We start from the raw sequence: 26129 nt of genomic DNA on the forward strand, positions 1-26129 counted from the left end.
CTACGCCTCTGACCTTCTCCCTTTTCGCGTCATTTCGCGTCTTTCGCGGTTACGCTTTTTGTAGGTCGGGATTCATCCCGACAGCCTGCTCACCGCGAGCGAAACATTCACCCACGAATTCTGCTGACGAGCCAAAAAAAGCCCGCACGAGGCGGGCCGTCAAGGTCCCGGGCAGCCGTATCCTACCGCCCGGGAAACCGGTTTGCGGATCAGGGCTTGATATAGGTGAAACCCTGGGCCTGGAGGGCGGCCAGCTCGGCCACGCCGCTCGGCACGATGTCCGCCTTGGTGAAATCGTAGAGCTGATTCTCGGGGTCCGTGACCTTCTTGCCCTTGAGGGTATTGGCGCACACCTTGAAGGTGATGCCCTGGTCCTTGAGACCGGCCACCTTGGCCTGCATCTGGGGAGTGGCATTGGCCGCCAGGGTGGCCTCACCCTTCATGTCCGGATCGAGCAGCAGCGACAGGCCGTTGCCGTGCATCACCACTCGCAGCTCCAAATTTTCCTTGCCCACCGCGTTGATGTGGTTCTGGATGTTGCGCAGGGCGCCGGCCTGGGTCTTGGGGTCGTCATAATTGATGTGGTAGACCACCTTCTGTTTCTCATAGGCCACGGCACCACCGATACCCATCATGGCCCACATGACTGCGGCCCCTAACATTACGAATGTCTTGTTCATTGCTATATCCTCCAAACAACTGTTTATGGTGCGGTGTCGACTCATCCCCGTACCATGGGGCACCACGACCTCACCGTCTAAAGGTCATGGCCTTTGGAACCATCAAACCTTGATATAGGCCCATCCCTCCTGCTGGCGCTTAACCACATGGGTCACGCCGGATGCCGTCTCACGGGCCTCGGGCACCAGGGTCACCTCCAGCCCCTTCTCCACCCGCAGCCGGCGCACCGTATTACTGCAGGCGACGAAGGCCAGGTTGGGGTAGGCCTCGGCCAGGCTGGCGACACGTTCCTGATGGCTGGACAGGCGCCGGCGCAACAGGGCCAGGCCATCGCTGTGGGCCACCACCTCGACGCGCAGCGCGGCGTTGCGGTGGCGGTAATCTGCCAGCAGGGTCTCGATCTCGTCGAGCAGTTCGCCCGCCTTATCCATGTCCCCATCCAGCAGGTGGAACACGATGCGTGTCTCCCGGTCTTCCGCCACCGCCGGGCGCTGGCCGCGGCCATCGGCATCGAGGACCACGAAGCGCTCCGCCTGCCGGGCGTCACCGTACAGACCCACACCGAGAACGGCAGCCAGCCCCAGGACCAGCGAAGCCGCGACCCCCATGAGACCGACACGCCGGCGTCGGCGATTCCCGCCGGCCGGGGCCGGCACTTCCGCATAGGCGTTCTGCACCATAACCTTGAGGGAACGCAGGGCGCACAGGCGGTTGCTATGGGAGGCATGGGCCTGCACCACGGCCATGAGTTCCGCCTGCTCGTGCATGGGATACTCACCATCCACGATGGCGTTGAGGGACTCGTCGGAAAGATCCATGTCATCTGTGCTCATTTGACGCGCCTCAGGTGTCCGGCCACGGCGGAACGGGGTATGGCCGCCTGCAATAACAATTGCTCTTTCAAGCGCCTGCGGGCACGACACAAGCGGCTCATCACCGTGCCCACGGGAATATCGAGGGCCTCGCTCACCTCGGCATAGGAGAAATCCTGCAGATCCACCATGGTGAGGACCATGCGCTGGTCCACGCTCAACTCCGCGATGGCGGCACGCACCTGGTCCACCGCGTGGCTGCGCTGGGCCGCTTCCAGCGGACCATCGTCCGCAGCCTCCAGTTCCATGGCCGTGATATCCATGTGTTCACGACGCGCCCGCACCCGATCCAGAAAGACATTGGACATGATCTTCACCAGCCATTGTTCGGTCTTGGCCGGGTCCCTGAGCTGAGCGGTGCGTTCCATGGCCTTGAGGCAGGCCTCCTGCACCACGTCGTTGGCCTCGTCGGCATCGTGACACCAGGACCAGGCCAGCCGGTAGAGTCGCGGGCGCGCGCTCTCCAAGGCCCGTCGCACGGAGAGGCGGCGTTGCAGGAAACCGATCACGGTGTAAGGCGTTGTCCCAACATAACAGTAAGACGGGCCAGGGTCGGGATTTATTCCCTTCTCAGGCGCCGCCGGGGTCCTTGCGCTCCAGGATCGTGAAGGCGTAGAACCAGGGATTCTCGTCGTCTGCAGGATGGGGCTCGCGGGCCACCTCCACCCAGTCCGTCTCGTCGAAGCGGGGAAAGAACACGTCGCCCTCGAATTCACTCTCCACCCGGGTCAGGTAGATGCGTTCGGCCCGGGGCAGGGTCTGGGCGTAGAGGGTGGCGCCACCGATCACCATGGCCTCGTTGGCGCGACTGGCGGCCAGGATGGCCGCGTCCACGGACCGCACCACGGTGGCGCCCGGGGTATCCAGGGCCAGCCTGGTGCTCACCACCACGTTCTCCCGGCCCGGCAGGGGGCGGCCCAGGGAATCCCAGGTGGCACGGCCCATGACGATGGGATGGCCCATGGTGATCTGCCTGAAGCGCCGCAGATCGGCAGGCAAGCGCCAGGGCAGATGCCGGCCGGCGCCGATGAGACCGTTGCGGTCCACCGCGGCGATGAGGGACAGCCTCACCGTCTCACACCGCCACCGGCGCCTTGATATGGGGATGGGGGTCGTAACCCTGGAGGTCGAAATCCTCGAACACGAAGTCGAACAGGGACGGGACGGCCGGGTTGATGACCATGGTGGGCAGGGAACGCGGCTCACGGGCGAGCTGTTCGTCCGCCTGTTCCAGATGGTTCAGATAGAGATGGGCATCCCCCAGGGTATGGACGAGATCCCCTGCCTCGAGCCCCGTGACCCGAGCCATCATCAGGGTGAGCAGGGCATAGGAGGCGATGTTGAAAGGCACGCCGATGAAAATATCCGCGCTGCGCTGGTAGAGTTGGCAGGATAGGCGCCCCTGGGCCACGTAGAACTGGAAAAAGGCGTGGCAGGGGGCGAGGGCCATGCGGCCGCGGGCCACGTTCTCCTGGGGCGAGACGCCCTCGTCGGGGAGATCGGCACAGTTCCAGGCCGACACCATGATACGGCGTGAATCCGGATTGCTGCGCAGCTGGTCCACGGCCTGGGCGATCTGATCGATGGTCCCGCCGTCCGGGGTGGCCCAGGAACGCCACTGACGGCCATAGACGGGCCCCAGGTCGCCGTTGGCATCCGCCCACTCGTCCCAGATGGAGACCCCATGGGCCTTGAGGTAGGCCGTGTTGGTCTCTCCCTTGAGAAACCACAGGAGCTCGTGGATGATGGAGCGCAAATGCAGCTTCTTGGTGGTCACCAGCGGGAAGCCCGCCGCCAGGTCGAAACGCATCTGGTGGCCGAAGACGCTCAGGGTTCCCGTCCCCGTGCGGTCCTCCTTGCGCACGCCCTGGTGGCGCACGCGACTCATCAAGTCCAAATATTGACGCATTTCACAGAGATTAAATGAACCATGACAGGAATAGAATGTTCTTCTATATATGATGTAAACATAACAAGGCAGTCAGCCAGCTTCAGAAACCCGGCAGCGGGCGGCAACGAAAGCCGTCTCAGGAGATCGGGAGAGCTATTTACCCGGCACCGTATTCCCGGGACCAGAGTGGTCCAGAGTATGAAAGGTTTTATTCGTCACCCGGCGCACATTCCCATCGAGGTCTCCCTGGCCGCGCGCGCACCCGATCCGGAGGTCACGGCCACCGGCGATGGTGGTGGATTGTGGTTCGCCGCCGCAGAATGCTGGCAGGTGGGGTCCCTGCTCACCATTCGCATCCCCATCACCCGCCCCGCCTTCGAGGACCAGGGTCTGGTGGCCTGGTGCAGGCCCGTGAACAATCACTTCGAGGTGGGCGTCACCCTCCCCAGCGCCGAGTCCGCCTATCGGGCGCGTATGGTGGAGCAGATCTGCCATATCGACGAGTACCGCCGCCGGGTGAACGCCCTGGAGGGCAGAGAACTCAGCGACGAGGCGGCAGCCCTGGAATGGATAGCCAACTTCGCCAAGGACTTCCCCGCCGCGGTGGACTGACAACGGCTGCGCGCTCGGCATCACCCCCCCTCACCCGGGGTCGCAATTGCCTGCTCCGAGCCCGCGGGCACGCAACGGTGCATCACCCGCCCGCCTCCGGCCACTATCAGCTCACCCTCGTCCATGGGCACCCAGTCCTCCCGCGTGAGGGGTACGCTGGCTACCAGGATCACTTCCTGGCGTGGGCTGGAGAAGCTGATATCTATGCCGCCCAGGGAAGCGTCCCGGTGATGGTGATCTTGGGGCTTACGACTATCGCACTGGCGTATCAAATAGAACAAGCCCGGCGGACGGATGTCCTCGAGGGTCATCTGGGATCGTTTATGACCATGGAAATACAGGTATTCACCGTCGGCGTAGATGAAATTCGCAGGCCCGAGGGGGCGCAACTCCGCCGCGAAGGCCTCCACCACCGCGACCCGCTCCTCCAGCGACGGCGGCCCCGCCTCCAGCCACAGAGGAGCCAGACGGCCCATGAGCAGACAGAAGGCCTGTTCCGAATCCGAATCGCCCACACAGCGGTAACAGCCGCGGGGCGATGCCAGACCCTCGAGCCCCGGCAGATCACCGTTGTGGGCGAAGGTGTGGATGCGGCCACCGAGTTCACGGGTGAAGGGCTGGGTGTTGGCCAGACCCACGATCCCCGAAGTGGCCTGGCGGATATGGGCGACCACACAGGTGCTGCGATAGTCCTGGCTGGCCACGAACTCCACCGCGGGACTCTCCCAGGCGGCCAGGGGCTCGCGCACGGTGCGCACATCCCGTCCCTCGTAGAAGGTGACTCCCCAACCGTCCATGTTGGAGCCGGCATAGCCGCCATGGCGGGCGAATTCGTCCAGGGAAAAACTCACCGTGGCGGGTTCCCTGCTGGACATGGCGAGCAGTTCACACACCGGCCTAATCCTCGCCGGAGGGGGCGCCCGCCCGTTGGCCGCCCCCCAGGTGCAGGGCCACGCGCAGCAGCAACAGCAGCGGGAACGCGCCATGCAGACACAGATCGAAGATATCGATGGGGCGCACCAGCTCACCCTGAACCAGCATTCTCAGTTTCTCCAGCAGATGGGGCTCGGGAAAGAAAGGCGCAAGCCCCAGGGTCAGGCTTCCGAGGATGAGCAGGGGCCAGGGTATGCGTTGCACCCAGGACAAGGGACCTGTGACGCCGGGAATATTCATGGCCTCATCTTAATACGTGGCGGGGCCGGCACACACCCCGCCACATAGTGCGATAATGCGCCACCCATCTTGAGGGATCCACTCATCAAGCCTCCCCCCACCATCAACCCATCTCGTTCAACCGCACCATGAATCAACGCCCCCAACTCTATCCTTCCATCACGCCCTTCGAGTCCGGTTTCCTGCGGGTATCGCCGCGCCACACCATCTACTACGAACAGTCGGGCAATCCCGCCGGTAAGCCCGTGGTATTCCTGCACGGCGGTCCGGGGGGAGGCTCCAACCCCCGCATGCGCCAGTTCTTCAATCCGGAGGTCTACCGCATCGTCCTCATGGACCAGCGTGGCTGCGGCCAGAGCCTGCCCCACGCCTGCGTGGAGGACAACACCACGTGGCAGCTCATCGCGGATCTGGAGGCGCTGCGCCGCCACCTCGACATCGATGCCTGGCAGCTGTTCGGCGGCTCCTGGGGTTCCACCCTGGCCCTGGCCTATGCCGAACGGCATCCCCAGCGGGTTACCGAACTGGTGTTGCGGGGGATCTTTCTCCTGCGCCAGAAGGAGTTGCACTGGTTCTACCAGGATGGGGCCGGCCGGCTGTTCCCCGACGCCTGGCAACGCTTCCTGGCGCCCATCCCCGCGGCGGAGCACCACGATCTGCTGCACGCCTACCACCGCCGGCTTCACGGCGACGACCGCCGGGTACAGCTCGAGGCCGCACGAGCGTGGAGTCAATGGGAGGCCGCCACCAGCGAACTGGTGCCCTGTGGCGAACTCATCGAGGCCTTCGGTTCACCCGCCTTCGCCCTCGCCTTCGCCCGCATCGAGAGCCACTACTTCGTCCATCGCGGCTTTTTCGATGACGAGAATCGCCTGCTCGCCGGCGTCGAGCACATCCGGCACCTCCCCGCCACCATCATCCATGGGCGCTATGACGTCATCTGCCCGTTGGAAACCGCATGGGAGCTACACCAGGCCTGGCCGGAAGCGAGATTCGTCGTGGTGCCGGAGGCCGGCCACTCCGCCTTCGAAACCGGTATCGCCCAACAGCTCGTCGCCGCCACGGATCACTATGGCGGCGTCGCCTGAGGGGCAGCGCCGTTTGTCGTCGAAGCGCCGCACAAAGCCCCCTGGCGCACTCGGCGGTTGTCTCCTTTGTCGGAATAATTGCCATCTGTCGGGCCGGCGTGTCCCGCCGCGCCGGCGCCGCCGACATCCCCTCGATCCAGGGTACCCAGGCCGTCAAATCAACCGCTTACATCGCATACACCGCGGTCCGTGATGCCGTCAGGCACCGCGACGGCTGGCGTGTCGTGTTGTCGGAATTCTTTACATAGATTCAGCCGAACTCCATGCCTTTAGAAAAACTTACTTATTTATCAGCGAGTTAAAATATGGCACGCTGAATGCTTGGAAATGCTCAGGGCGCTCCCGTAGGGTGGCCCTTGTAACTTCTCAATCCTCGCTTTTTGAGAGCACCCGGTCCCGCGAGGGCCCGGGTTTTTTTTCGGCCCAGCCTCGCCGGCGGCCCCGATCAGCAGCCGGCGGCAGAGGGCCGGTGACGGTAGGCGAGCCACATCAACACGGCACCCGCCACTACCATGGGCAGGGACAGGGCCTGCCCCATGGTGAGCCAACCGAAGGCGAGATAACCGATGTGGGCATCGGGCACGCGCACCACTTCCACCAGCGCCCGAAAGCCCCCGTAGCCCAACAGGAACAGGCCGGAAACCGCCATCGTGGGCCGCGGGCGGGCGGAATAGAGCCACAGGATGACGAACAGCACCACGCCCTCCAGCAGCGCCTCGTAGAGCTGGGAAGGGTGACGTGCCACATCGCCCCAGCGCCCGTTCCCCACCACCATGCCCCAGGGCAGCTCCGTCGGACCGCCCCACAGTTCGCCGTTGATGAAGTTACCGATGCGCCCCGCGAACAGCCCCGGGGGCACCAGGGGAGCGATGAAATCGGTGACCATGAAGAAGGAGCGTCCGGTCCGCCGCGCGAACAGCCCCATGGCCACCAACACCCCGAGGAAGCCCCCATGGAAGGACATGCCCCCCTGCCACACCCGCACCAGGCTCAGGGGGTCGTCGAGAAAATGGGACAAATCATAGAACACCACGTAGCCGAGCCGTCCCCCCACCACCACCCCCACCGCCAGGTAGAACAACAGGTCCCCGATCTCCGCCGGCCGCCAGCCCGATCCGGGCCGCGCGGCGCGCCAGCGGCCGAGCCACCAGCCGGCGAGGAAGCCGGCGAGATACATGAGGCCATACCAGTGAATGGCCACCGGCCCCAACTGCAGGGCCACCGGGTCGATGTGGGGGTAATGGAGCATGGGGCGGTAGTGTAACCGCTGGCGACGCCCGGTTGGGCGCGATATCCGGGCACCCATTGCAGCCGCTACCCGAACGCCCACCACCCACGGGGCCTCGCTGGCTATACTGAAGGTTGGCCCTCCACCCACCAGACCAGGCCCAGAATATGTACAGACTCAGCCCGTTCATTGCTCCGCTCCTGCTTGTCGCCACCCTCGCCGCCTCCGCCCAGGAGGCGGGCATGGTGGAGGGCCTTCAGTCCCCGGCCTGGATGGAACGCCAGGGCGCCATAGTGCCCGTGGCCCCGGGCATGGTGCTGCGGCCCGCCGACAGGCTGCGCACCGGGAACGGCGGGCGCCTGCTGCTGCGCCTCGCCGAGGGCAGCCACGTCAAGCTGGGCGAGAATGCGCGCTTCCATCTCGAACGCTTCGCCCCGCCCGCCGAGCCGGATGGCCCCTTCGCGGGACTCCTCGAGGTGGCGAAAGGCGCGTTCCGCTTCACCACCACTCTGCTCTCGCGGCCCCATCGCCGCCATCTGGACATCCGGGTGGCCGCCGTCACCGCCGGGATCCGGGGCACCGACGTCTGGGGCAAGGCCAAGCCGGACGAGGACATCGTCTGCCTCATCGAGGGCGACATCACGGTGGGCCGGGAGAGCGAACCCCCCGTCACCATGAACGAGCCCCTGAGCTTTTACGTCGCCCCCAAGGATGCGCCCCCCAAGCCGGTGACCAAGGTATCCGAGGAACAGCTCGCCCTGTGGGCCGAGGAGACCGAACTCACCTCCGGCCAGGGGATCCAGCTGGCCGGCGGCAGGTGGAGCGTGGCCCTCGCCTCTTTCCGCGATGGGGAACGCGCGACCCGGGCCCTGCGCGGACTCCACGAGCAAGGCCAGCCGGCACGGATCGAGCGCGTGGAGGTGGACGGCCGGCGCTGGTATCGGTTGGTGGTGTCCAACTTCAAGGACCGAGGGGAGGCCAAGGCCTATGCCTCGCGACCGGAACTCGCGGCCCGCCATCCCGGCGCCTGGCCCTACCGGCGCTGATACCGAAACACCCGCGGCGCGGCGGGGTGGCAAGGGGGTAAAGTGTCGCGGCCTGCGGCCGCTATCAGACAACAAACGACAACAACCAACCGAAACGTCTCATACCGCGCCCCTTCGATGCGAACTGCAATGCCCGATAACCTCGTTGCCAACGATACGCGCCTGCGCATCAACAAGCTCCAGGAACTGCCGCCGCTGCCCGTTGCCTCCCAGCGCCTCCTGGCCATCCTCTCTTCCGAGGATGCCGGCATGGGGGAGGTCGCCGAGGCCATAGAACTCGATCCCGCCCTCGCCGCACGCATCGTCGGCGTGGCGCGCTCCGCCTTCTTCGGCAATACCACCACCATCTACGGCGTCAAGGACGCCATCATCCGCGTGCTCGGGCTCGACATGGTGCGCAGCCTGGGCCTGTCCATCAGCCTCGGCGATGCCCTCAGCTATGAGCAGACACGGGGTTTCGATGCCCGCCGCTATTGGATAAGCGCCCTGCTGACGGCAGACATGGCCCGCTTTCTGGCCCCCCGAGTAGCCCTGGACCACCAACCCCAGGCAGAACCAGCCTACCTGAGCGGCCTGCTCCACGGCCTCGGCCTACTGGCCCTCGCTCACCTCTTTCCCAACGAATTATCACTGGCCCTGGAAGCGGCCGGTGACGACCCCGTCCGGCGCCTCGCGGAGCACGAGCGGCAGTGGGTGGGCATCGACCACCACGCCGCCGGCGGCTGGCTGGCACGGCGCTGGCACCTGCCGGAGGAAGTGGCCCGGACCATGGAGCATCACCACGACCCGCACTACCGCGGCCCGTTTTGGCCTACCGTGCTGCTGGTCGGCAACTGCGCCCGCTGGTCGGAGTGGCGCCAGGCGGAGGAACCGGGCCTGCCTCCATCCATCCCGGAGGAACTGCATACCCTGGGCATCCCCGTCACAGACATGGCCGCCATCAGCGCGGCCTTCGAGCGCAAGTACGAACAGACCCTCAACATGGCGGCAGCCCTGGCAGGAGAAAGTTGAGGCCGTGAATCCCGCGCCCTTCCTCAGAGCCGCCAACGACATGGGCAGCCGCTTCATGGGCCTGCTGGACACGCTGTCCGCGATCGCGGCGGTGACGGCCATGGACATGCAGCATAAAGATACCCATACCCTCCTGGCCGAGGCCCTGGACATCCTCATGCAGCACCAGGACCTGGCCCGTAGCGCCATCTTCCTGGTGGAAGGCGACACCCTGGTGTTCGTTGCCGGCGCGGAACTCTCCCGGCCGGCGGTCCAGGGCACCGTTCCCTTGGGATGGCAGCGCTTGCCCGAATACGGAACCCGCGTGTGCGTGGGCGAAGGCTTGCTGGGCATCGCCGCCTCCACCCGCGAGCCTCAGTACGAACCGCAGTGTTCCATCGCCCGCATGCTGGGCATCGAGGAAACCCCCGCCACCGCGGTCCGGGGCTCGGTGTTGTGCATGCCCATCGTCACCGGCGACACGGTGTTCGGCGTCACCGCCGTCTTCCATCCCGAGACGGATCACTTCCAACACGGGCACCGCCACGCCCTGGCCCTGTTCTGCGGCGTGGTCGGCCACATGCTGGCGAGTCACCGGGTGGTGCGGCGCATGGAGCAGGCGGTGGAGCACCGCACACGCCAGCTAGCCCAGGCCCTCAAGGAGGCCGAGGAACTGCGGCGGCGCTACCAGGAACTGTCCACCGTGGACGAGCTCACCACCCTCCACAACCGGCGCTTTTTCTTTCCCGAGGCCGAGGCCGCGGTCGCCCGCGCGGTGCGTCACAAGGAGGCTTTGTGCCTGCTGGTGATGGACCTCGATCACTTCAAGCGCGTCAACGACAGCTTCGGCCACGCCGCGGGGGACCAGGTACTGCGGGACGTCGCCGGGGTGCTGCGCCAGCACACCCGTGAAGGTGACATCCTGGCCCGCACCGGCGGCGAGGAGTTCGTGGTGGCCCTGCCCCACACCAGCGCCTCCGGGGCCCGCAGCCTGGCCGAGCGTATACGCGCCCGCATCGAGGATCTGGCCTGGCCCCAGGTGTCGAAGAACATGCGCGTCACCGCCAGCATCGGCGTCGCCTGCCTGGACGATGACGGCGAGGACGGCGCCCGCCAGCAGCTGGAACGACTCATGCGCCACGGAGACCAGGCCATGTACTGCTGCAAGCGCGATGGCCGCAACCGGGTGGCGGTATCCTGATCGCCCTCCCAGAGAGACAGACCCGGACGCGCCGTGTAAAATCCGACTAAATTACTCAACATTTAGTCGGGAGCGCGGCCCATGTCAGCACCACAGCCCTACACCAATGCCCTCGCGGGCGAGACCAGCCCCTACCTGCTGCAGCACGCCCACAACCCCGTGGCCTGGTATCCCTGGGGCGAGGAGGCCCTGACCAAGGCACGGGACGATGGCAAGCCCATCCTGCTGTCCATCGGTTATTCCGCCTGCCACTGGTGCCACGTGATGGCCCACGAATCCTTCGAGGACGAGACCACGGCCCGGCTCATGAACGAACTCTTCGTGTGTATCAAGGTGGACCGCGAGGAGCGTCCGGACCTCGACCGCATCTACCAGACGGCCCATCAGATGCTGGCCCAGCGCCCGGGTGGCTGGCCCCTGACCATGTTCCTCACCCACGACGACCACACGCCCTTCTTCGGCGGCACCTATTTTCCCAGGGAACGCCGTTACGGCATGCCGGCCTTCAGGGAGCTGCTCGAGGGCGTGGCCCGCGCCTATCGCGAGCAGCAGGCCGAGATCCGCACCCAGAACCAGGAGATGATCACCGCCCTGCAACGCGTCGATGCCACCCGCCTCGACTCCGGTGTGCGCCTCGATGGCGCCCCCCTGGAGCTGGCGCGCCAGCAGATCCAACAGGCCTTCGACGCGCATCACGGTGGCTTCGGCGAGGCGCCCAAGTTTCCCCATCCCACCAATATCGAGCGCCTGCTGCGCCACGAGGCCGCCACCCGCGCCAGCGGGCGAGTGGACGAGCAGGCCGGCCACATGGCCCTGTTCACCCTGGAGCGCATGGCCCGCGGCGGCATCTACGACCAGCTGGGAGGCGGCTTCTCCCGCTACTCCGTGGACAACCACTGGATGATCCCCCACTTCGAGAAGATGCTCTACGACAACGGCCCGCTGCTCGCCCTCTACGGCGAGGCCTGGCAGCTCGCCCCCAACCCCCTGTTCAAGCGGGTGGTGGTGGAGACCGCGGGCTGGGTGATGCGGGAGATGCAATCCCCGGAAGGCGGCTACTACTCCAGCCTGGACGCCGACTCCGAGGGCGAGGAAGGGCGCTTCTACGTGTGGGAGCCTGACCAGGCGCGGGCCCTGCTGACGGCCGACCAGTATGCCGTGCTGGCCCACCGCTTCGGCCTCGACCGCGAGGCCAACTTCGAGGGCCGCTGGCATCTCCACACCTACCACACCCTGGAGGAGACCGCCGCCCACGCAGGGTTGGACACCGCCACGGCCGCGGCCCTGCTGGACGAGGCCCGCACCATCCTCTTCCGGGAACGCGAGCAGCGCGTGCGCCCGGGCCGGGACGACAAAGTACTCACGGCCTGGAACGGCCTCATGATCAAGGGCATGGCCACCGCGGCGCGGGTGTTCGCCGAGCCCGCCTGGGCCGACTCCGCCGACCGGGCCCTGGACTTCCTGCGCGGGAACATGTGGCGGGACGGCCGCCTGCTCGCCACTTACAAGGACGGGCGCGCCCACCTCGACGCCTACCTGGACGACTACGCCTACCTCATGGACGGCATCCTGGCCCTGCTGGCCGTACGCTGGCGCACCACCGACCTGGAACTATGCGTGGCCCTGGCGGAGGTGCTGCTGGCGCGTTTCGAGGACCGGGAGAACGGCGGTTTCTTCTTCACCGCCGACGACCACGAGGCCCTCATCCACCGCCCCAAGTCCCTGGGGGACGACTCCATGCCGTCCGGCAACGGCATCGCCGCCCATGGCCTCATCCGGCTCGGCCATCTCCTGGGGGAGACCCGCTACCTGGATGCCGCCGAGCGCACCCTGCGCGCCGCCTGGCCCGCCATCGGCCGCCTGCCCCACGCCCACAACGCCCTGCTGCTGGCCCTGGAGGAGTACCTGAACGCCACCACCAGCGTGGTCATCCGCGGCGCTGCCGGCGAGTTGCCCCGCTGGCAGGAGACCGTCAACGCCGCCTACGCGCCGCGCCGCCAGGTGTTCGCCATCCCCGCCGGTGAGGCCAGCCTCCCCGGCGCCCTCGCCGAACGGAGCGCACCGGACAGCGGCGCCATCGCCTACGTGTGCGAGGGCTTCGCCTGCAGCACCCCCATCACCAGCCCCGAGGAACTGCAACAGCGCCTCACCGCCGCCTCCTGACACCTTAATTTGCTCGGGGCCCGTACGGCGGGCCTGGATGTCGGGATGAATCCCGACCTACATCCGTGCCGCAGGAACGGGCGGTGGCCGTATATTTGTCGGGCTTCTGCCCGACATCCCCGGCCGCGCCAAACCCTATTTGAAATCGTAACCGAAGGCGGTGCGGAAACGGGCGGCGAATTCGTCCGGCGAAAAACGGTGGTTCTGGGTGCCGTGGTGCTCGATCTTGATGGCGCCCATGAGGGCCGCCAGGCGGCCGATGGTCTCCCAGTCCATGTCGTTCATGAGGCCGTACAGGAGGCCGGCACGATAGGCGTCGCCGCAGCCCGTGGGATCGTTGATGGTGGTCACCGAAACCGAGGGGATCTCCGTACGCATGTCGGGGCGGGCGTGGATCACGGATCCTTCGGCGCCCTTGGTGATAATCAGGGCCTCCACCCGGTCCATGACATCCTGCTCGCTGTAGCCCGTGCGGTCCTGCAACAGTCGCCACTCGTAGTCGTTCACCGTCACCCACGTGGCCTGCTCGATGAAGGTCTGCAACTCGTCCTTCTGAAACATGGGCAGACCCTGACCCGGGTCGAAGATGAAGGGGATATCCGCCTTCGCGAACTGCTCGGCATGCTCGATCATGCCGTCCCGGCCATCCGGCGAGACCATGCCGATGGTGACGCCCTTGGCGGCGCCTACCTCGTTGAGGTGGGCGTAGTTCATGGCCCCGGGATGGAAGGCGGTGATCTGGTTGTCGTCCTTGTCGGTGGTGATGAACGCCTGGGCAGTGAAGGTACCGTCCACCGTGCGCAGATGTTGCCGGGAAATGCCGTTGTCATCCATCCACGTCCCATAGGGGGCGAAGTCCTCGCCCACGGTTCCCATGGGCATGGGCTTGCCCCCCAGCAGCTTCAGGTTGTAGGCGATGTTGCCGGCACAGCCGCCGAATTCGCGGCGCATGTCGGGCACCAGGAAAGACACATTGAGGATATGCACCTGGTCCGGCAGGATGTGATTCTTGAATTGGTCATGGAACATCATGATGTTGTCGAAAGCGAAGGAACCACATATCAGTGCGGACATGGTTATCTTTTCCCCTATTTGTTTAATGCTTTGAATAATCTAATTAATCGATCAGTTTGCCATTTCCGCGGGGTATCCGTCCAACGGAGACACGGCGCCCGGTCAATGAAACGATGTGAAACTGCTATCATGCATGCCTCGACCCATGTCCGACCCCCAGCCGCGGCCCCGCGCGACGGGTACCCCAAGGACACCAACGTTCCTGCAACAATGGCCGCCGATCACACAATTCTCCGCGAATCCACCAACTGCTGGCGCATCCTGCCCGCCGAGCGGCTCGCCTTTCTCATCGACGGCGAGGCCTATTTCCGTGCCGTGCGGGAGGCCATGGCGGGCGCCCGCCACAGCATCCTCATCCTCGGTTGGGACATCGACACCCGGGTACGGCTGATCCGTGAGGACAAGGCGGACGACCTGCCCGACGCCTTCGGAGAATTCCTCTATACCCTGGTCACGAAGAACCCCCAGTTGCAGGTACGGGTGCTGAACTGGGACTGGGCCGTACTCTATGCCGCCGAGCGCCAGTGGCTGCCCCTCTACAAGCTGGACTGGCACCGTCACCCCCGCCTGCGTTACGAACTGGACGACGACTGTCCCTTCGGAGCCTCCCAGCACCAGAAGATCGTCGTCGTCGACCATCACCTCGCCTTCGTCGGCGGCATGGACCTGTCACGGGACCGCTGGGACCGGCCCGACCACGCCCCCGGCGACCCCCTGCGGGTGAATGCCGAGGGCCAGCCCTATCCCCCGTTCCACGACATCCAGGCCATGGTGGAGGGCGAGGCGGCCCTGGCCGTGGACGAGCTGGCACGCCAGCGCTGGTGGCGCTGTACCGGGGAGACCCTGAAGGCGACACCACCGGTGGACTCATCGCCCTGGCCCGGGCATGTGGAGGCCCACCTGCGTCCGTCCCGCGTGGGCATCGTCCGCACCGACCCGGCCTACAACGGGCGTCCCGAGGTGCGGGAAGTGGAGCGTCTCTACCTGGATGCCATCGCCGCCGCGCGGCGCTGGATCTACATCGAGAATCAGTACTTCAGCGCCCCCGTCCTGGCGGATGCCCTGGCGGCCCGGTTGGAGGAACCCGACGGGCCCGAGGTGGTGATGGTACTGCCCCTGAAGACGGGCGGATGGCTGGAGCAGCACACCATGGACGTCCTGCGCTCGCGCCTGCTGCGGCGGCTCGACGCGGCCCGCCATCCCGACCGCCTGCGCATCTATTACCCCCACCGCGAGGACCTCGGTGACGGTTACATCTCCGTCCATGGCAAGGTGATGGTGGTGGACGACACCCTGGCCCGCGTGGGCTCGGCCAATCTGAGCAACCGCTCCATGGGGCTGGACACGGAATGTGACATCGCCGTGGAGGCCACCACAGACACCGAACGCGACGGCGTGGCCGGCCTGCGCAACCGCCTGCTCGCCGAGCACCTGGGTAGCGACGCGGCCACGGTGGCGCGCCGGATTGCCAGCGCCGACTCCCTGGTGGCAGGCATCGAGGCCCTGCGCGGCGGTCCGCGCACCCTCGAATATCTGGAGGCCGCAGTGCCCGACCTGGCCGACGAATTGTTGCCGGAACATGACATCGTCGACCCCGAAGCCCCCATCACCCCCGAGGAATTGGCCGAGCGCCTCATCCCCGAGGACGAGCGCAAGTCCATCCTCGGCCAGATGGGTCCCGTCCTCTCCATCCTGGCGGTGTTGCTGGGACTGGCGGCGGCGTGGCGCTGGACGCCCCTCGGGGGCCTGCTGGAGGTGGACGCCCTGGTGGCCGCGGCCGGCACGGCCGGCGAATCCTTCGGCGGCGCCCTGCTACTGCTGGCGGCCTTCGTGGCCGGAGGCATCCTCTCGGTGCCCGTGACCCTGATGATCATCGTCACCGTGCTGGTGGCCGGCCCCTGGCTCGGCTTCGGTCTGGCCCTGACGGGCAGCATCGCCAGCGCCGTGGCCAGCTACTGGATCGGCTCCGCCACGGGACGCCGGCTGCTGCGCCGCCTCTCCGGCGGGCGCATCAACAGGCTCAGCCGGCGCCTCGCCCAGCGGGGGATCCTCACCATCATCACCCTGCGCATCGTGCCCGTGGCCCCCTTCACCGTGATCAACATGGTGGCCGGGGCCTCCCACATCCGCTTCCGCGACTTCGTGCTGGGCACCCTCGTCGGTATGGGACCCGGGGTGTTCGCCATCGCCCTGTTCACGGACCGCGTGGCGGCCGCCATCCGCAAGCCCGATCTGCCCGAGTTCGCCGTCCTCGCGGCCGTCACCGGCGGCATCGTGGCCCTGATCTGGGGCGTCCACAACTGGCTGGTTCGCCGGGGCCAACGCAACGGCAAAGACGAAAAGGCATAACCCCTTTGTCCCCGGCCCCTATCCACGGCGCAGCCCCCCCCGGCCGCCTCACGGTGGCCACCTACAACATCCACGCCGGAGTGGGCCGCGACCGCCACACCAACCTTCCCCGCCTGACCGCCGTCATCAGGGAACTGGACGCCGACATCATCGCCCTCCAGGAAGTGCTGGGACAGGAGGTACTGGACATGCTGGCGGAGGCCACCGGCTACCACGCACTGGCCGGTCCCACGCTGCTGAAGGACGGACGGCACTACGGCAACGCGGTGCTCACCGCCCTGCCCGTCGACAACGTCGAGCGCATCGACCTCAGCGTATTCCGGCGCGAACCCCGCGGGGCCATCGATGTGCGCCTGGCCGCCGGTGCCGGCGGCCTGCGACTGTTGGTCACGCACCTCGGCCTCGCCCCCGGAGAACGACGCCACCAGACCCTGCGCCTGCTCGAACAGCTGGAACAGGGACCGCCCGCCGGCATCACCCTGCTGGTGGGCGACCTCAACGAGTGGTTGCTATGGGGACGCCCCCGGCGCTGGCTCACCCGCTGGTTCGCCCGCACCCCGGCCCCCGCGACCTTTCCCGCCCTCCTGCCCCTGCTGGCCCTCGACCGCATCTGGGTGCGCCCGCGCCCGCGCCTCGTCTCCGTCACCGCCCACCGCTCCCCGCTGGCCCGCATCGCCTCCGACCACCTGCCCCTCAAGGCCGTGGTCGAGGTATAAACCCCGGGTGGTGTTGTCCTACAAACACCCCCACCGCTCGTTCCAGCGACACGGATGCGGGTCGGGATTCATCCCGCCCCCCGGCCGAATGCTGTAATCCGGGGGCGCACGACACCGGGGCTTGGGTTCATAATGGCGCCCGGACAACACGGTCGCAGACCGACACCAAAGGGTATTTCTTGATCATCGTCATCATGGGGGTATCGGGCTCGGGCAAGAGCACCCTGGGGCGTGCCCTCGCGGCACGGCTGGGGTGGGACTTCATCGAGGGGGACGACCACCATCCCGCCGCCAACATCGCGCGCATGAGCGCGGGCCGGCCCCTCACCGAGGCCGATCGGCTGCCGTGGCTGCAGCGGCTCAACGAGATCCTGTTAGCCCAAGGGGCAACGGGTACCATACTGGCCTGCTCGGCCCTGAAGCGCAGCCACCGGCACCTGCTGGCGGACGGCATCCCCGACATCCGCTTCGCCTACCTGTGCGGCGACCCCGAGATGATCCGGGAGCGCATCGCATCGCGCCGGGGACACTTCATGCCGGCCGAACTCCTGGACAGCCAGGTGGCCGCCCTGGAACCGCCCGAGGACGCCGTGCTGGTGCCCATCCACCTGACCACCCCGGAGCAAGCGGCCCTCATCCTGGACACCCTCGGTCTCGCCCCATGACGCCGGCGACCCTCTCCACCACCGTGGCGGCCACCGGCCTCGCCTTTCCCGAGGGGCCGCGCTGGCATGACGGACGCCTGTGGTTCACGGACCAGCACGCCCGCGCCATCATGACCCTGGACGGGGCCGGATCCCTCACCACCGTGGCCACCACCACCGACCTGCCGGGCGGCCTCGGCTGGCTGCCCGACGGCACCCTGATGGTGGTCTACATGACCGGGCGGCGCCTGATGAAGGTGGGGCCGGAAGGCATCACGGAATACGCCGACCTCTCGGCCTTCGCCCCCTGGCACTGCAACGACATGGTGGTGGATACCGCCGGGCGCATCTACTCCGGCAACTTCGGCTTCGACCTCCACGGCGGCGAGGCCCCCCGTGCCAGCGAGCTGCTGCTGGTGGACGAGGATGGCCGCGTGGAGGTCTTCGCCCCCGACCTGATGTTCGCCAACGGCTGCGCCATCACCCCCGACGGCACCACCCTGCTGGTGGCCGAGACCTTCGCCCACCGCGTCACGGCCTTCGCCCTCGACCCCCACGGGCGCATGGCGGCCCGCCGGGTGTGGGCGGAACTGGGTGACGCCACCCCCGATGGCATCTGCCTGGATGCCGAAGGCGCCCTGTGGATCGCCTCCCCCGGCAGCGGGGAGTTGCTGCGGGTGGCGGCCGGTGGCAGCCTGCTGGCCCGCTGCACCACCACGGGTACCCCCTACGCCTGCATGCTGGGGGGTGCCGACCGGCGTACCCTCTATGTCTGCACGGCGGAGACGGACAGCCCCGAAGACGCCCCGCGGTTGCGCAGCGGCCGCATAGAGCAACTGCGCGTCGAGGTACCGGGAGCAGGACGCCCCTGAAATAAGTTTCCCGACACCGTTTACTACTGCGCCATTGCGGCGCTGCGAGTGAAAAATGCGATCATCCGAACAAGGAACCCCGACATGAGCCACCTGCATCCCGATACCCTGCGCGGCCAGCGTGCCCTGGTGACCGGCGGCAATTCCGGCATCGGCGCCGCCGTCGCCCGCGCCCTGGCCATGGCCGGCGCCCGAGTGGCCATCAACTACGTGGCCAACCCGGAGGACGCCCATCGGCTGGTTAACGAGATCAAAGCCGACGGCGGTGAGGCCATGGCCATCGAGGCCGACGTCAGCAGCGAGGACGAGGTGCGATCCATGTTCGACGCCGTCATCGACGCCTGGGGCAGCCTGGAGATCCTGGTGGCCAACGCCGGCATCCAGCGCGACGCGCCGTTCCAGGAGATGACCCTGCGCCAGTGGCAGCAGGTGCTGGACGTCAACCTCACGGGCCAGTTCCTGTGCACCCGCGAGGCGGTGCGCGAGTTCTGCCGCCGCGGCGTCATCCCCGAGGTGTCCTGCGCCGCCGGCAAGATCATCTGCATGTCCTCGGTGCACGACGTCATCCCGTGGGCCGGCCATGTCAACTACGCCGCCTCCAAGGGCGGCCTGCTCATGTTCATGAAGAGCCTGGCCCAGGAGGTGGCCCACAACCGTATCCGCGTCAACGCCATCTCCCCCGGCGCCATCCGCACCCCCATCAACCGCAGCGCCTGGGAGACCCCCGAGGCGGAGGCCGAACTGCTGCGGCTCATCCCCTACGAGCGCGTGGGCGACCCCATGGACATCGGCCACGCGGCGGTGTGGCTGGCCTCCGATGCCTCGGACTACGTCACTGGCACCACCCTCTACGTGGACGGCGGCATGACCCTCTATCCCGGTTTCCGCGAGGGCGGTTAGGCCGTGACCCGATCACCCCCCTTCGTGCGCCTGGGACCGGAGATCTGCCAGGACCCGACGGCCGCCGGCGTGCGCGAATGGTGGCTGGCCAACGGCATCGGCGGCTACGCCGGGGGCACCGTGTCCGGGGCCCTCACCCGCCGCTACCACGGCCTGCTCATCGCCCCTTTCCATCCCCCCCTGGGGCGCACCCTGGTCTTCACCAAGGCCGACGCGGTGCTGGTGGACGGCCACCGCGAGACCCCGCTTCACACCAACCACTGGGGCGGCGGCGTGGTGGCCCCCCGGGGCTACGCGCACATCCAGGGCTTTCATCTCGACCACGGACTGCCGGTGTGGCACCTCACGGTGGACGGCCTCGAGCTGGAGCAGCGCATCTGGATGGAGCACGGCGAGAACCATACCCGCGTGGCCTTCCGCTGGACCGGTGGGGAACGGGACACGGCGCCCCGCCTCCGCCTCGGCCTCCTGGCCGCCTGGCGGGACCACCATGGCAGCAGCCAGCCCGGAGCCTTCGCCATCCACGGCGAGCTGACCGACGACGCCCTGCGCGTCCACCTGCCCGGCGAGCGTTGGCTGGAGATCCACGGGGACGGCGCCACCTTCACCACCGACCACACCTGGATGGAGAACTTCTCCCTCGATCGGGAGCGCGAGCGCGGTCTGGATGACCGGGACACCCACCTGCGGGTGGGGGCGGCGGAGCTGACCCTGGAGCGCGATGCCTGGGTAGGCATCGGGGTGGCCCTGGACGCGCCCGGCCGGGGCGACCTCGAGGCATCCCTGGCGGCCGCCCTGGCGCGCCGGGAGGCCCTCCATCCCCCCGCCCTGCCGGGTATTCCCGCCGCCGTGGTGCCGCCGTGCATACGCCAACTGGTGGATGCCGCCGATGCCTACCTGGTCCACCTCGACGGCTCGGGGGAGGCGCCTCGCGCCTCCGTCATCGCCGGCTATCCCTGGTTCGGCGACTGGGGCCGGGACACCATGATCGCCCTGCCCGGTCTCACCCTGGCCACCGGCCGGCCGGCCCTGGCCCGCAAGGTGTTGCTGGCCTTCACCGGGCACGTCAGCGAGGGCATGGTGCCCAACCGCTTCCCCGAGGCCGGCAGCGCCCCCGAGTACAACACCGTGGACGCCGCCCTGTGGTTCATCGAGGGCTGGCGCACCTATTTCGAGGCCACTATGGACCGCGCCACCCTCAACGCTGTGTTTCCGGTGCTGGCGGGGATCGTCGAGGCCTACCGCCGGGGTACGCGCTATGGCATCGCCATGGACCCCGCCGACGGCCTGATACGGGCCGGCGAGCCCGGCCAGCAGCTCACCTGGATGGACGCCCGGGTGGATGGGCGCGAGGTGACGCCGCGCCACGGCAAGCCCGTGGAGGTCAACGCCCTGTGGTTCAACGCCCTAGCCACCCTGAGCACCCTGGCCCGGGTGCTCGGCCGGGACGGCGGCGACTTCGCCAGCCTCGCCCGCGGCACCGCGGCGGGCTTCGGGCGCTTCCGGCGCCCGGCCGGCGGCCTCTTCGATGTCATCGACGGCCCCGCCGGCCACGACGACGCCATTCGCCCCAACCAGGTCCTCGCCGTCAGCCTGCCCTTCTCGCCCCTGGACGCCGCCGCCCGCCAAGCGGTGGTGACGGAGTGCCGGGAAAACCTGCTCACCCCCTTCGGCCTGCGCTCCCTGGCCGCTTCTCATCCCCGCTATCGGGGGCGCTACGAGGGGGGCGTGGCGGAACGCGACGGCGGTTACCACCAGGGCCCGGTATGGGCCTGGCTGCTGGGCCATTTCGCCCGCGCCGAGTATCGCACCAGCGGCGACGGCGATACCGCCAAGGCCCGCCTCGCCCTCATGGCCGGCCACCTGTTCGAGGCGGGCCTCGGCCACATCGGCGAGATCTTCGACGGCGACCCGCCCCACGCCCCCCGCGGCGCCCCCGCCCAGGCCTGGTCAGTGGCCTGCACCCTGGAAGCGTGGTGGCGACTGCACCGTGCCCAGACATCCCGCCGCACGACCCCGCCGTCATGCCCCACCACCCGGCCGCCGGGATACGAGACCCCCAAAGGACGGGATTTTAAGGTATCAGGAACCGTTTCCGCGGGCGCTGAAAAATCTGGAAACGGTTCCTGACACCCTTTCTGCGGAGCATGAAATGAACGAGGAACGCCAACGCCTGGAGAACCAGCGCCAGGGCATCGAGGACTGGCGCCTGTGGGGGCCGTACCTGGCAGAGCGGGCGTGGGGGACGGTGCGGGAGGACTACAGCCCCGGCGGCACGGCCTGGGAATACTTGGACCACGACCAGGCCCGCTCCCGGGCCTACCGCTGGAACGAAGACGGCCTGGCGGGGCTGTGTGATTCATCCCAGCGCCTGTGCCTGGCCCTGGCCCTGTGGAACGGCCGCGACCCCATTCTCAAGGAACGGGCCTTCGGCCTCACGGGCAACCAGGGGAATCACGGCGAGGACGTCAAGGAGTACTACTTCTACCTCGATGCCACCCCCAGCCACAGCCACCTGCGTTATCTCTACAAGTACCCCCAGGGGGCGTTCCCCTACCAGCGCCTGGTGGCGGAGAACGCCCGCCGCGACCGCAGCGCCCCGCCCTTCAACCTGCTGGACAGCGGGGCCCTGGACGGCGGCCGCTACTGGGACGTGGAGGTGCACTATGCCAAGGCGGGGCCGGAGGAGATCCACGTGCGCATCCAGGCCCGCAACCGCGGGCCCCGGGCGGAGGTGATCCACCTCATTCCCACCCTGTGGTTCCGCAACACCTGGGCCTGGGGCGAGGACACCCCGCGTCCCGACATCCGCCGCGGCAAGCCCCCCGCGGGCGCCGCCTGGGTGGCCGAGGCCCGCCACGACGAACTGGGGGACTACTACCTCTACGGGGCCCAGCACGCCGAGCCCCTGTTCACCGGGAACGAGACCAACACCCGGCGCTTGTGGGGCACCGCCAATGCCCAGCCCCACGTCAAGGACGGCTTCCACCACCACGTCATCACCAACGACATCGATTCCATCAACCACGCCGGCCACGGCACCAAGTTCGGGGCCTGGAGCCAGTGGCGGGTGGAACAGGGCGAGGCCGTGACCATCGAGTTGCTGTTGTGCCGGGGGCGCCGCAAGAAGCCCTTCGCCACCACGGCGGCGGTGTTCGCGGCGCGCCAGGCCGAGGCCGACGACTATTACCACGACATGCTGCCCGAGGCCGGGGCCGAGGATGCCCGCATCCTGCGCCAGGCCCTGGCGGGCATGATCTGGACCAAGCAATTCTTCCACTACGACGTCGCGCGCTGGTTCGCCGGCGACCACGTGGCCCCGCCCGCCGGCCGCCACCGCGGCCGCAACCACCAGTGGCGGCACCTGGCGGCCCACGACATCATCAGCATGCCCGACAAGTGGGAGTATCCCTGGTTCGCGGCCTGGGACCTGGCCTACCACTGCGCCGCCCTGGCCCTGGTGGACGTCGACTTCGCCAAGGACCAGGTCGAACTCATGCTCAACGAGCGCTATCTCCACCCCAACGGCCAGATCCCGGCCTACGAATGGGCCTTCGGCGACGTCAACCCGCCGGTGCATGCCATGGGGGCCTTGAAGGTATTCCGCGCGGAACGGGTGCAGCGCGGCCACGGCGACCACCACTACCTGCAGCGGGTGTTCCACAAGCTGCTGCTCAACTTCGCCTGGTGGATCAACCGCAAGGACGCCCGCGGCCAGAACCTCTTCGAGGGCGGCTTCCTCGGCCTCGACAACATCTCCGTCTACGACCGCTCCCGGCCCCTGCCCCCCGGCTACAGCCTCAAGCAGGCGGACGCCACCGGCTGGATGGCCATGTTCGCCCTCAACATGACGGTGATGGCCCTGGAACTGACCGCCGAGGACCCGGACTACGAGGCCATGGCCATCCAGTGCTACCGGCAGTTCCTGGCCATCGCCGAGGCCATCGCCGGGCGCGACCCCTCGGACATGCCCTCCCTGTGGGACATGGACGCGGGTTTCTTCAAGGACCTGCTGGTGGCCCCCGACGGCAGCGCCCACCGCATCGATGTCTATTCCTGGGTGGGGCTCATCCCCCTGTTCGCCGCCGAGGTGGTGGACGGGCGCCTGCTGGCCGGGGCGCCCCGCTTCCGTGCCCTGCTGCGGGAGCACAAGGGCGGCCTGTTCCGCGGCAGCTACGTCTGCGCCTGCCCCGACTGGGAGAACGCCCGCGGCGAGCACCTGCTGGCCCTGGTGGACCACTCCATGCTGGCCCGCATCCTCGAGCGCCTGCTGGACGAGGCGCAGTTCCTCTCGCCCTTCGGAGTACGCAGCCTGAGCCGCCTCCATGCCATCCGCCAGGATCTCGGCTACATCCCCGGCATCGGCCAGGCCACCATAGAGTACGTGCCCGGCGAGTCCACCTCCGGCCTGTTCGGCGGCAACTCCAACTGGCGCGGCCCGGTGTGGCTGCCCACCAACTATTCCCTGGTCCAGGCCCTGGAGAAGTTCCACCGCTTCCTCGGCCCCGAGTTCACGGTGGCCGCGCCGTGCCTGGGAGGCAAGCGCATCAACCTCCAGGAGATCGCCAACCTGCTGGCCCGACGCCTGGTGGACCTCTACCGCCACGACGCCGACGGGGTCATCCCCGCCCTGCGCCCCGACAGCCCCTTCCACACCGATCCGGCGTGGCGGGACCTCACCCTCTTCTACGAATACTTCCACGGCGACACCGGTCGCGGCCTCGGCGCCGCCCACCAAACCGGCTGGACCGGCCTGCTGGCCAACCTGGTGATGCGCCGCTACCAGCGCGACATCACCCCCTGGAGCGGCCTCGACGCCGGCCAGCACCCGGCGTGGATGGACGAATTGGCCTGAGGCAACCGTGCTCAAGCCCACCTGAAACCTGAAGAAAGCCATTGCCGGAGCCGCCGTGCAGGAACAGCCACCCTCACCGGGGAACCGCCCCATACCCGTCGTCACCGTCCTGCTCATCGCCAACGGCCTGAGCTACATGCTGATGCTGGGAGCACCCTACGCGGCGTTCCAGCACTTCGCGTTGTGGCCCCTCGGCACCGACATCGGCTACGGGCTGCCGGCGGCTTTGGAGCCCGGTCATTTCGCTCCGTGGCAGTTGCTTACCTACGCCTTCCTGCACGGCGGGCTGTTTCACCTGTTCGTCAATATGTTCGTGCTGTGGATGTTCGGCGCCCCCGTCGAACGGGTGTGGGGATCGGCGACCTTCCTCGGCTACTACCTGTTCTGCGTGGTGGGGGCGGGCCTGGTGCAGGTGGCCCTGGGTTACGCCGGCATCCTGCCGCCGGCCCCCTCGGTGGGCGCCTCCGGCGGCGTGTTTGCCATCCTCCTGGCCTTCGGGCTCAAGTTCCCGAACCAGATGGTGATGCTGCTTATCCCGCCCATTCCCATGAAGGCCAAGTATTTCGTGGTCTTCGTCGGCATCCTGGAACTGGTGGCGGGGGTCTACGGGACCCGGCAGGGCGTGGCCCACTTCGCCCATCTCGCGGGCATGGTGTTCGGGCTGCTGTTCGTGCTCATCTTCCGGCCCTACCCCCAGGCCAGGTGACGGGGACCGGCCCCGGTGTTCGGCCCGGATGGGCGTACTGCTCCACTTTGGGCGACTACCGGCCAAAACGAAAAAACCTGCCGCGGAACTCCGCGGCAGGGTGTTGGCCGCCGGCCGGCGGGTGCAAAACCTCGTTTCAGGCCCGCGCCTTGCGCCGGCTCCAGCCGAGGCCCGCCAGGCCCAGCCCCATCAGGGCCACAGTGGCGGGCTCCGGGATGGTGGGGTCGGTGGGGTCGGTGCCGCTGAAGCTGCCCGCCTCCAGGAAAACCGCCGAGTCGAGGATACGGTCACCACCATCACCGACCACGAGCTTCATGGTGTGACTGCCGGCGCCGAGGCCGAGGATGGAGGCCGTGAAGACGTCGGTGAAGCCATCGTACTCGACGTCGAAGAACGGCCCGCCGTCGTCCAGATCGTTGTTGTTGAACAACGAGCAGTTGGATCCCCCGGGCGGAGCGAAGGGGTTGTCGCAGTTCACGGTGTCGATATTCACCGGGTCGCTGGTGCCGGGCACGAGGGCGATATTCACGCCGTCCACGAAGAAGCCGAAGGCGTCATTCACCGTACCACCGACGAACTCGTTGTACTCCTCCGACGCGAACACATAACTGAAAAACAGGTCGCCGGTGGTGGTGGTGAACTCGAACACGATGCCCGCGGCGTCAAAGGTGGGGTCCGGACTCGCGGTGTCGAGGTCGGCATCACCGGGATTGCCGAAATCGGTGGTCGTAGCATCGAGAGCATTGGGCCCCACCGCATCGGCGGCATCGCCACTGGAAAAGATCACACCCTCATCGATGCCGATGGCGCCGCCGGCGCCCGAGAAGGTGCCGGAGGCCAGTGCATCGCCGATGAAGGACTCGGTACCGCCAACGACGGTGATGCCACTGCCCGCGCCTGCCAACAAAGCGGCGAGGGTGGCGGCATCACCGGCCGAAGTCTGGTCGATCACCAGGGCATTAGCCCCCCCTGGGGCCAGCAGCGCTGCGCCAAGGGCGGAGGCGAGGGCGCCTTTACGTAGATTAGATTTGGCCATTGAACTTTAACTCCTGTGTTTGATTTTCAACC

24 protein-coding genes are annotated in these 26129 nt (G+C 67.5%); 14 read left to right on the forward strand and 10 right to left on the reverse strand.

Annotated features, from left to right (window positions below; all coding sequences use genetic code 11):
• Positions 1 to 209: 209 nt before the first annotated feature.
• From U5S82_02360 to U5S82_02380, 5 genes are all read right to left on the reverse strand, one after another.
• Positions 210 to 680 carry a DsrE family protein gene (locus U5S82_02360; protein ID MDZ7750511.1) on the reverse strand — a complete coding sequence of 157 codons (471 nt, stop codon included), beginning with the start codon at positions 678 to 680 and terminating at the stop codon, positions 210 to 212.
• A 102-nt stretch (positions 681 to 782) separates the two neighbouring features.
• Positions 783 to 1514 (reverse strand): hypothetical protein, encoded by a 732-nt coding sequence (locus U5S82_02365; GenBank protein MDZ7750512.1) that lies wholly within the window; start codon positions 1512 to 1514, stop codon positions 783 to 785.
• The gene (locus tag U5S82_02370) at positions 1511 to 2062 is read right to left on the reverse strand and encodes an RNA polymerase sigma factor (protein MDZ7750513.1); all 552 of its coding nucleotides are present in this window, start codon (positions 2060 to 2062) and stop codon (positions 1511 to 1513) included. Before U5S82_02370 ends, U5S82_02365 begins: the two co-directional genes overlap by 4 nt.
• A 61-nt stretch (positions 2063 to 2123) precedes the next feature.
• On the reverse strand, positions 2124 to 2624 hold the full coding sequence (locus U5S82_02375) for a dihydrofolate reductase (GenBank protein MDZ7750514.1): 501 nt from the start codon (positions 2622 to 2624) through the stop codon (positions 2124 to 2126).
• 4 nt (positions 2625 to 2628) lie between these two features.
• Positions 2629 to 3462 (reverse strand): thymidylate synthase, encoded by an 834-nt coding sequence (locus U5S82_02380; GenBank protein MDZ7750515.1) that lies wholly within the window; start codon positions 3460 to 3462, stop codon positions 2629 to 2631.
• A 180-nt stretch (positions 3463 to 3642) separates the two neighbouring features.
• Here U5S82_02380 and U5S82_02385 point away from each other — a divergent pair, with 180 nt between their 5' ends.
• The gene (locus U5S82_02385) at positions 3643 to 4056 is read left to right on the forward strand and encodes a PilZ domain-containing protein (protein ID MDZ7750516.1); all 414 of its coding nucleotides are present in this window, start codon (positions 3643 to 3645) and stop codon (positions 4054 to 4056) included.
• 20 nt (positions 4057 to 4076) lie between these two features.
• On the opposite strand, the gene U5S82_02390 is transcribed toward U5S82_02385, so the two are convergent.
• Positions 4077 to 4949 carry a class II glutamine amidotransferase gene (locus tag U5S82_02390; GenBank protein ID MDZ7750517.1) on the reverse strand — a complete coding sequence of 291 codons (873 nt, stop codon included), beginning with the start codon at positions 4947 to 4949 and terminating at the stop codon, positions 4077 to 4079.
• A 4-nt stretch (positions 4950 to 4953) separates the two neighbouring features.
• Positions 4954 to 5229, reverse strand: coding sequence for an RND transporter (locus tag U5S82_02395; protein ID MDZ7750518.1), 276 nt, complete (start codon positions 5227 to 5229; stop codon positions 4954 to 4956).
• Positions 5230 to 5357: 128 nt separating this feature from the next.
• On the opposite strand from U5S82_02395, the gene pip reads away from it, so the two are divergent.
• On the forward strand, positions 5358 to 6317 hold the full coding sequence (pip, locus tag U5S82_02400) for a prolyl aminopeptidase (GenBank protein MDZ7750519.1): 960 nt from the start codon (positions 5358 to 5360) through the stop codon (positions 6315 to 6317).
• 445 nt (positions 6318 to 6762) lie between these two features.
• On the opposite strand, the gene lgt is transcribed toward pip, so the two are convergent.
• A complete protein-coding gene (gene lgt / locus U5S82_02405; GenBank protein MDZ7750520.1) occupies positions 6763 to 7566 on the reverse strand; it encodes a prolipoprotein diacylglyceryl transferase in 804 nt (267 codons plus the stop codon).
• Between the two features lie 146 nt (positions 7567 to 7712).
• Here lgt and U5S82_02410 point away from each other — a divergent pair, with 146 nt between their 5' ends.
• From U5S82_02410 to U5S82_02425, 4 genes are all read left to right on the forward strand, one after another.
• Positions 7713 to 8591, forward strand: a complete 879-nt coding sequence (locus U5S82_02410; protein MDZ7750521.1) for an SPOR domain-containing protein — start codon at positions 7713 to 7715, stop codon at positions 8589 to 8591.
• Positions 8592 to 8720: 129 nt separating this feature from the next.
• Positions 8721 to 9602, forward strand: a complete 882-nt coding sequence (locus U5S82_02415) for an HDOD domain-containing protein (GenBank protein ID MDZ7750522.1) — start codon at positions 8721 to 8723, stop codon at positions 9600 to 9602.
• Between the two features lie 4 nt (positions 9603 to 9606).
• Positions 9607 to 10782, forward strand: a complete 1176-nt coding sequence (locus U5S82_02420; GenBank protein ID MDZ7750523.1) for a sensor domain-containing diguanylate cyclase — start codon at positions 9607 to 9609, stop codon at positions 10780 to 10782.
• Positions 10783 to 10863: 81 nt separating this feature from the next.
• Complete coding sequence (locus U5S82_02425) at positions 10864 to 12945, forward strand: thioredoxin domain-containing protein (GenBank protein ID MDZ7750524.1); 2082 nt, start codon at positions 10864 to 10866, stop codon at positions 12943 to 12945.
• Between the two features lie 135 nt (positions 12946 to 13080).
• Here the strand turns inward: U5S82_02425 and U5S82_02430 are convergent, their stop codons facing one another.
• Positions 13081 to 14019 carry a carbohydrate kinase family protein gene (locus U5S82_02430; GenBank protein MDZ7750525.1) on the reverse strand — a complete coding sequence of 313 codons (939 nt, stop codon included), beginning with the start codon at positions 14017 to 14019 and terminating at the stop codon, positions 13081 to 13083.
• Positions 14020 to 14229: 210 nt separating this feature from the next.
• On the opposite strand from U5S82_02430, the gene U5S82_02435 reads away from it, so the two are divergent.
• From U5S82_02435 to U5S82_02470, 8 genes are all read left to right on the forward strand, one after another.
• Positions 14230 to 16368: a VTT domain-containing protein gene (locus tag U5S82_02435; GenBank protein MDZ7750526.1), complete on the forward strand. Its 2139-nt coding sequence runs from the start codon at positions 14230 to 14232 to the stop codon at positions 16366 to 16368.
• Between the two features lie 5 nt (positions 16369 to 16373).
• A complete protein-coding gene (locus U5S82_02440) occupies positions 16374 to 17084 on the forward strand; it encodes an endonuclease/exonuclease/phosphatase family protein (GenBank protein MDZ7750527.1) in 711 nt (236 codons plus the stop codon).
• Between the two features lie 179 nt (positions 17085 to 17263).
• Positions 17264 to 17749 carry a gluconokinase gene (locus U5S82_02445; GenBank protein ID MDZ7750528.1) on the forward strand — a complete coding sequence of 162 codons (486 nt, stop codon included), beginning with the start codon at positions 17264 to 17266 and terminating at the stop codon, positions 17747 to 17749.
• A complete protein-coding gene (locus U5S82_02450; GenBank protein ID MDZ7750529.1) occupies positions 17746 to 18600 on the forward strand; it encodes an SMP-30/gluconolactonase/LRE family protein in 855 nt (284 codons plus the stop codon). Before U5S82_02445 ends, U5S82_02450 begins: the two co-directional genes overlap by 4 nt.
• 84 nt (positions 18601 to 18684) lie before the next feature.
• Positions 18685 to 19500, forward strand: a complete 816-nt coding sequence (locus U5S82_02455; GenBank protein MDZ7750530.1) for an SDR family oxidoreductase — start codon at positions 18685 to 18687, stop codon at positions 19498 to 19500.
• 3 nt (positions 19501 to 19503) lie between these two features.
• Complete coding sequence (locus tag U5S82_02460) at positions 19504 to 21630, forward strand: amylo-alpha-1,6-glucosidase (GenBank protein MDZ7750531.1); 2127 nt, start codon at positions 19504 to 19506, stop codon at positions 21628 to 21630.
• A gap of 22 nt (positions 21631 to 21652) precedes the next feature.
• Positions 21653 to 24355 carry a glucosidase gene (locus U5S82_02465; protein ID MDZ7750532.1) on the forward strand — a complete coding sequence of 901 codons (2703 nt, stop codon included), beginning with the start codon at positions 21653 to 21655 and terminating at the stop codon, positions 24353 to 24355.
• 136 nt (positions 24356 to 24491) lie between these two features.
• Positions 24492 to 25061 (forward strand): rhomboid family intramembrane serine protease, encoded by a 570-nt coding sequence (locus tag U5S82_02470; protein MDZ7750533.1) that lies wholly within the window; start codon positions 24492 to 24494, stop codon positions 25059 to 25061.
• Positions 25062 to 25197: 136 nt separating this feature from the next.
• Here the strand turns inward: U5S82_02470 and U5S82_02475 are convergent, their stop codons facing one another.
• Positions 25198 to 26097, reverse strand: a complete 900-nt coding sequence (locus U5S82_02475) for a choice-of-anchor L domain-containing protein (GenBank protein ID MDZ7750534.1) — start codon at positions 26095 to 26097, stop codon at positions 25198 to 25200.
• Between the last annotated feature and the right edge of the window lie 32 nt (positions 26098 to 26129).

It is taken from the genome of Gammaproteobacteria bacterium (genome assembly GCA_034522055.1).
GTDB lineage: Bacteria > Pseudomonadota > Gammaproteobacteria > JAABTG01 > JAABTG01 > JAABTG01.

Coding starts and splice junctions, on each gene's coding strand:
- U5S82_02360 (MDZ7750511.1), bottom strand. CDS start 680: ATGAACAAGACATTCGTAATGTTAGGGGCCGCAGTCATGTGGGCCATG.
- U5S82_02365 (MDZ7750512.1), bottom strand. CDS start 1,514: ATGAGCACAGATGACATGGATCTTTCCGACGAGTCCCTCAACGCCATC.
- U5S82_02380 (MDZ7750515.1), bottom strand. CDS start 3,462: ATGCGTCAATATTTGGACTTGATGAGTCGCGTGCGCCACCAGGGCGTG.
- U5S82_02385 (MDZ7750516.1), top strand. CDS start 3,643: ATGAAAGGTTTTATTCGTCACCCGGCGCACATTCCCATCGAGGTCTCC.
- U5S82_02395 (MDZ7750518.1), bottom strand. CDS start 5,229: ATGAATATTCCCGGCGTCACAGGTCCCTTGTCCTGGGTGCAACGCATA.
- pip (MDZ7750519.1), top strand. CDS start 5,358: ATGAATCAACGCCCCCAACTCTATCCTTCCATCACGCCCTTCGAGTCC.
- lgt (MDZ7750520.1), bottom strand. CDS start 7,566: ATGCTCCATTACCCCCACATCGACCCGGTGGCCCTGCAGTTGGGGCCG.
- U5S82_02410 (MDZ7750521.1), top strand. CDS start 7,713: ATGTACAGACTCAGCCCGTTCATTGCTCCGCTCCTGCTTGTCGCCACC.
- U5S82_02415 (MDZ7750522.1), top strand. CDS start 8,721: ATGCCCGATAACCTCGTTGCCAACGATACGCGCCTGCGCATCAACAAG.
- U5S82_02425 (MDZ7750524.1), top strand. CDS start 10,864: ATGTCAGCACCACAGCCCTACACCAATGCCCTCGCGGGCGAGACCAGC.
- U5S82_02430 (MDZ7750525.1), bottom strand. CDS start 14,019: ATGTCCGCACTGATATGTGGTTCCTTCGCTTTCGACAACATCATGATG.
- U5S82_02435 (MDZ7750526.1), top strand. CDS start 14,230: ATGGCCGCCGATCACACAATTCTCCGCGAATCCACCAACTGCTGGCGC.
- U5S82_02450 (MDZ7750529.1), top strand. CDS start 17,746: ATGACGCCGGCGACCCTCTCCACCACCGTGGCGGCCACCGGCCTCGCC.
- U5S82_02455 (MDZ7750530.1), top strand. CDS start 18,685: ATGAGCCACCTGCATCCCGATACCCTGCGCGGCCAGCGTGCCCTGGTG.
- U5S82_02465 (MDZ7750532.1), top strand. CDS start 21,653: ATGAACGAGGAACGCCAACGCCTGGAGAACCAGCGCCAGGGCATCGAG.
- U5S82_02470 (MDZ7750533.1), top strand. CDS start 24,492: ATGCTGATGCTGGGAGCACCCTACGCGGCGTTCCAGCACTTCGCGTTG.
- U5S82_02475 (MDZ7750534.1), bottom strand. CDS start 26,097: ATGGCCAAATCTAATCTACGTAAAGGCGCCCTCGCCTCCGCCCTTGGC.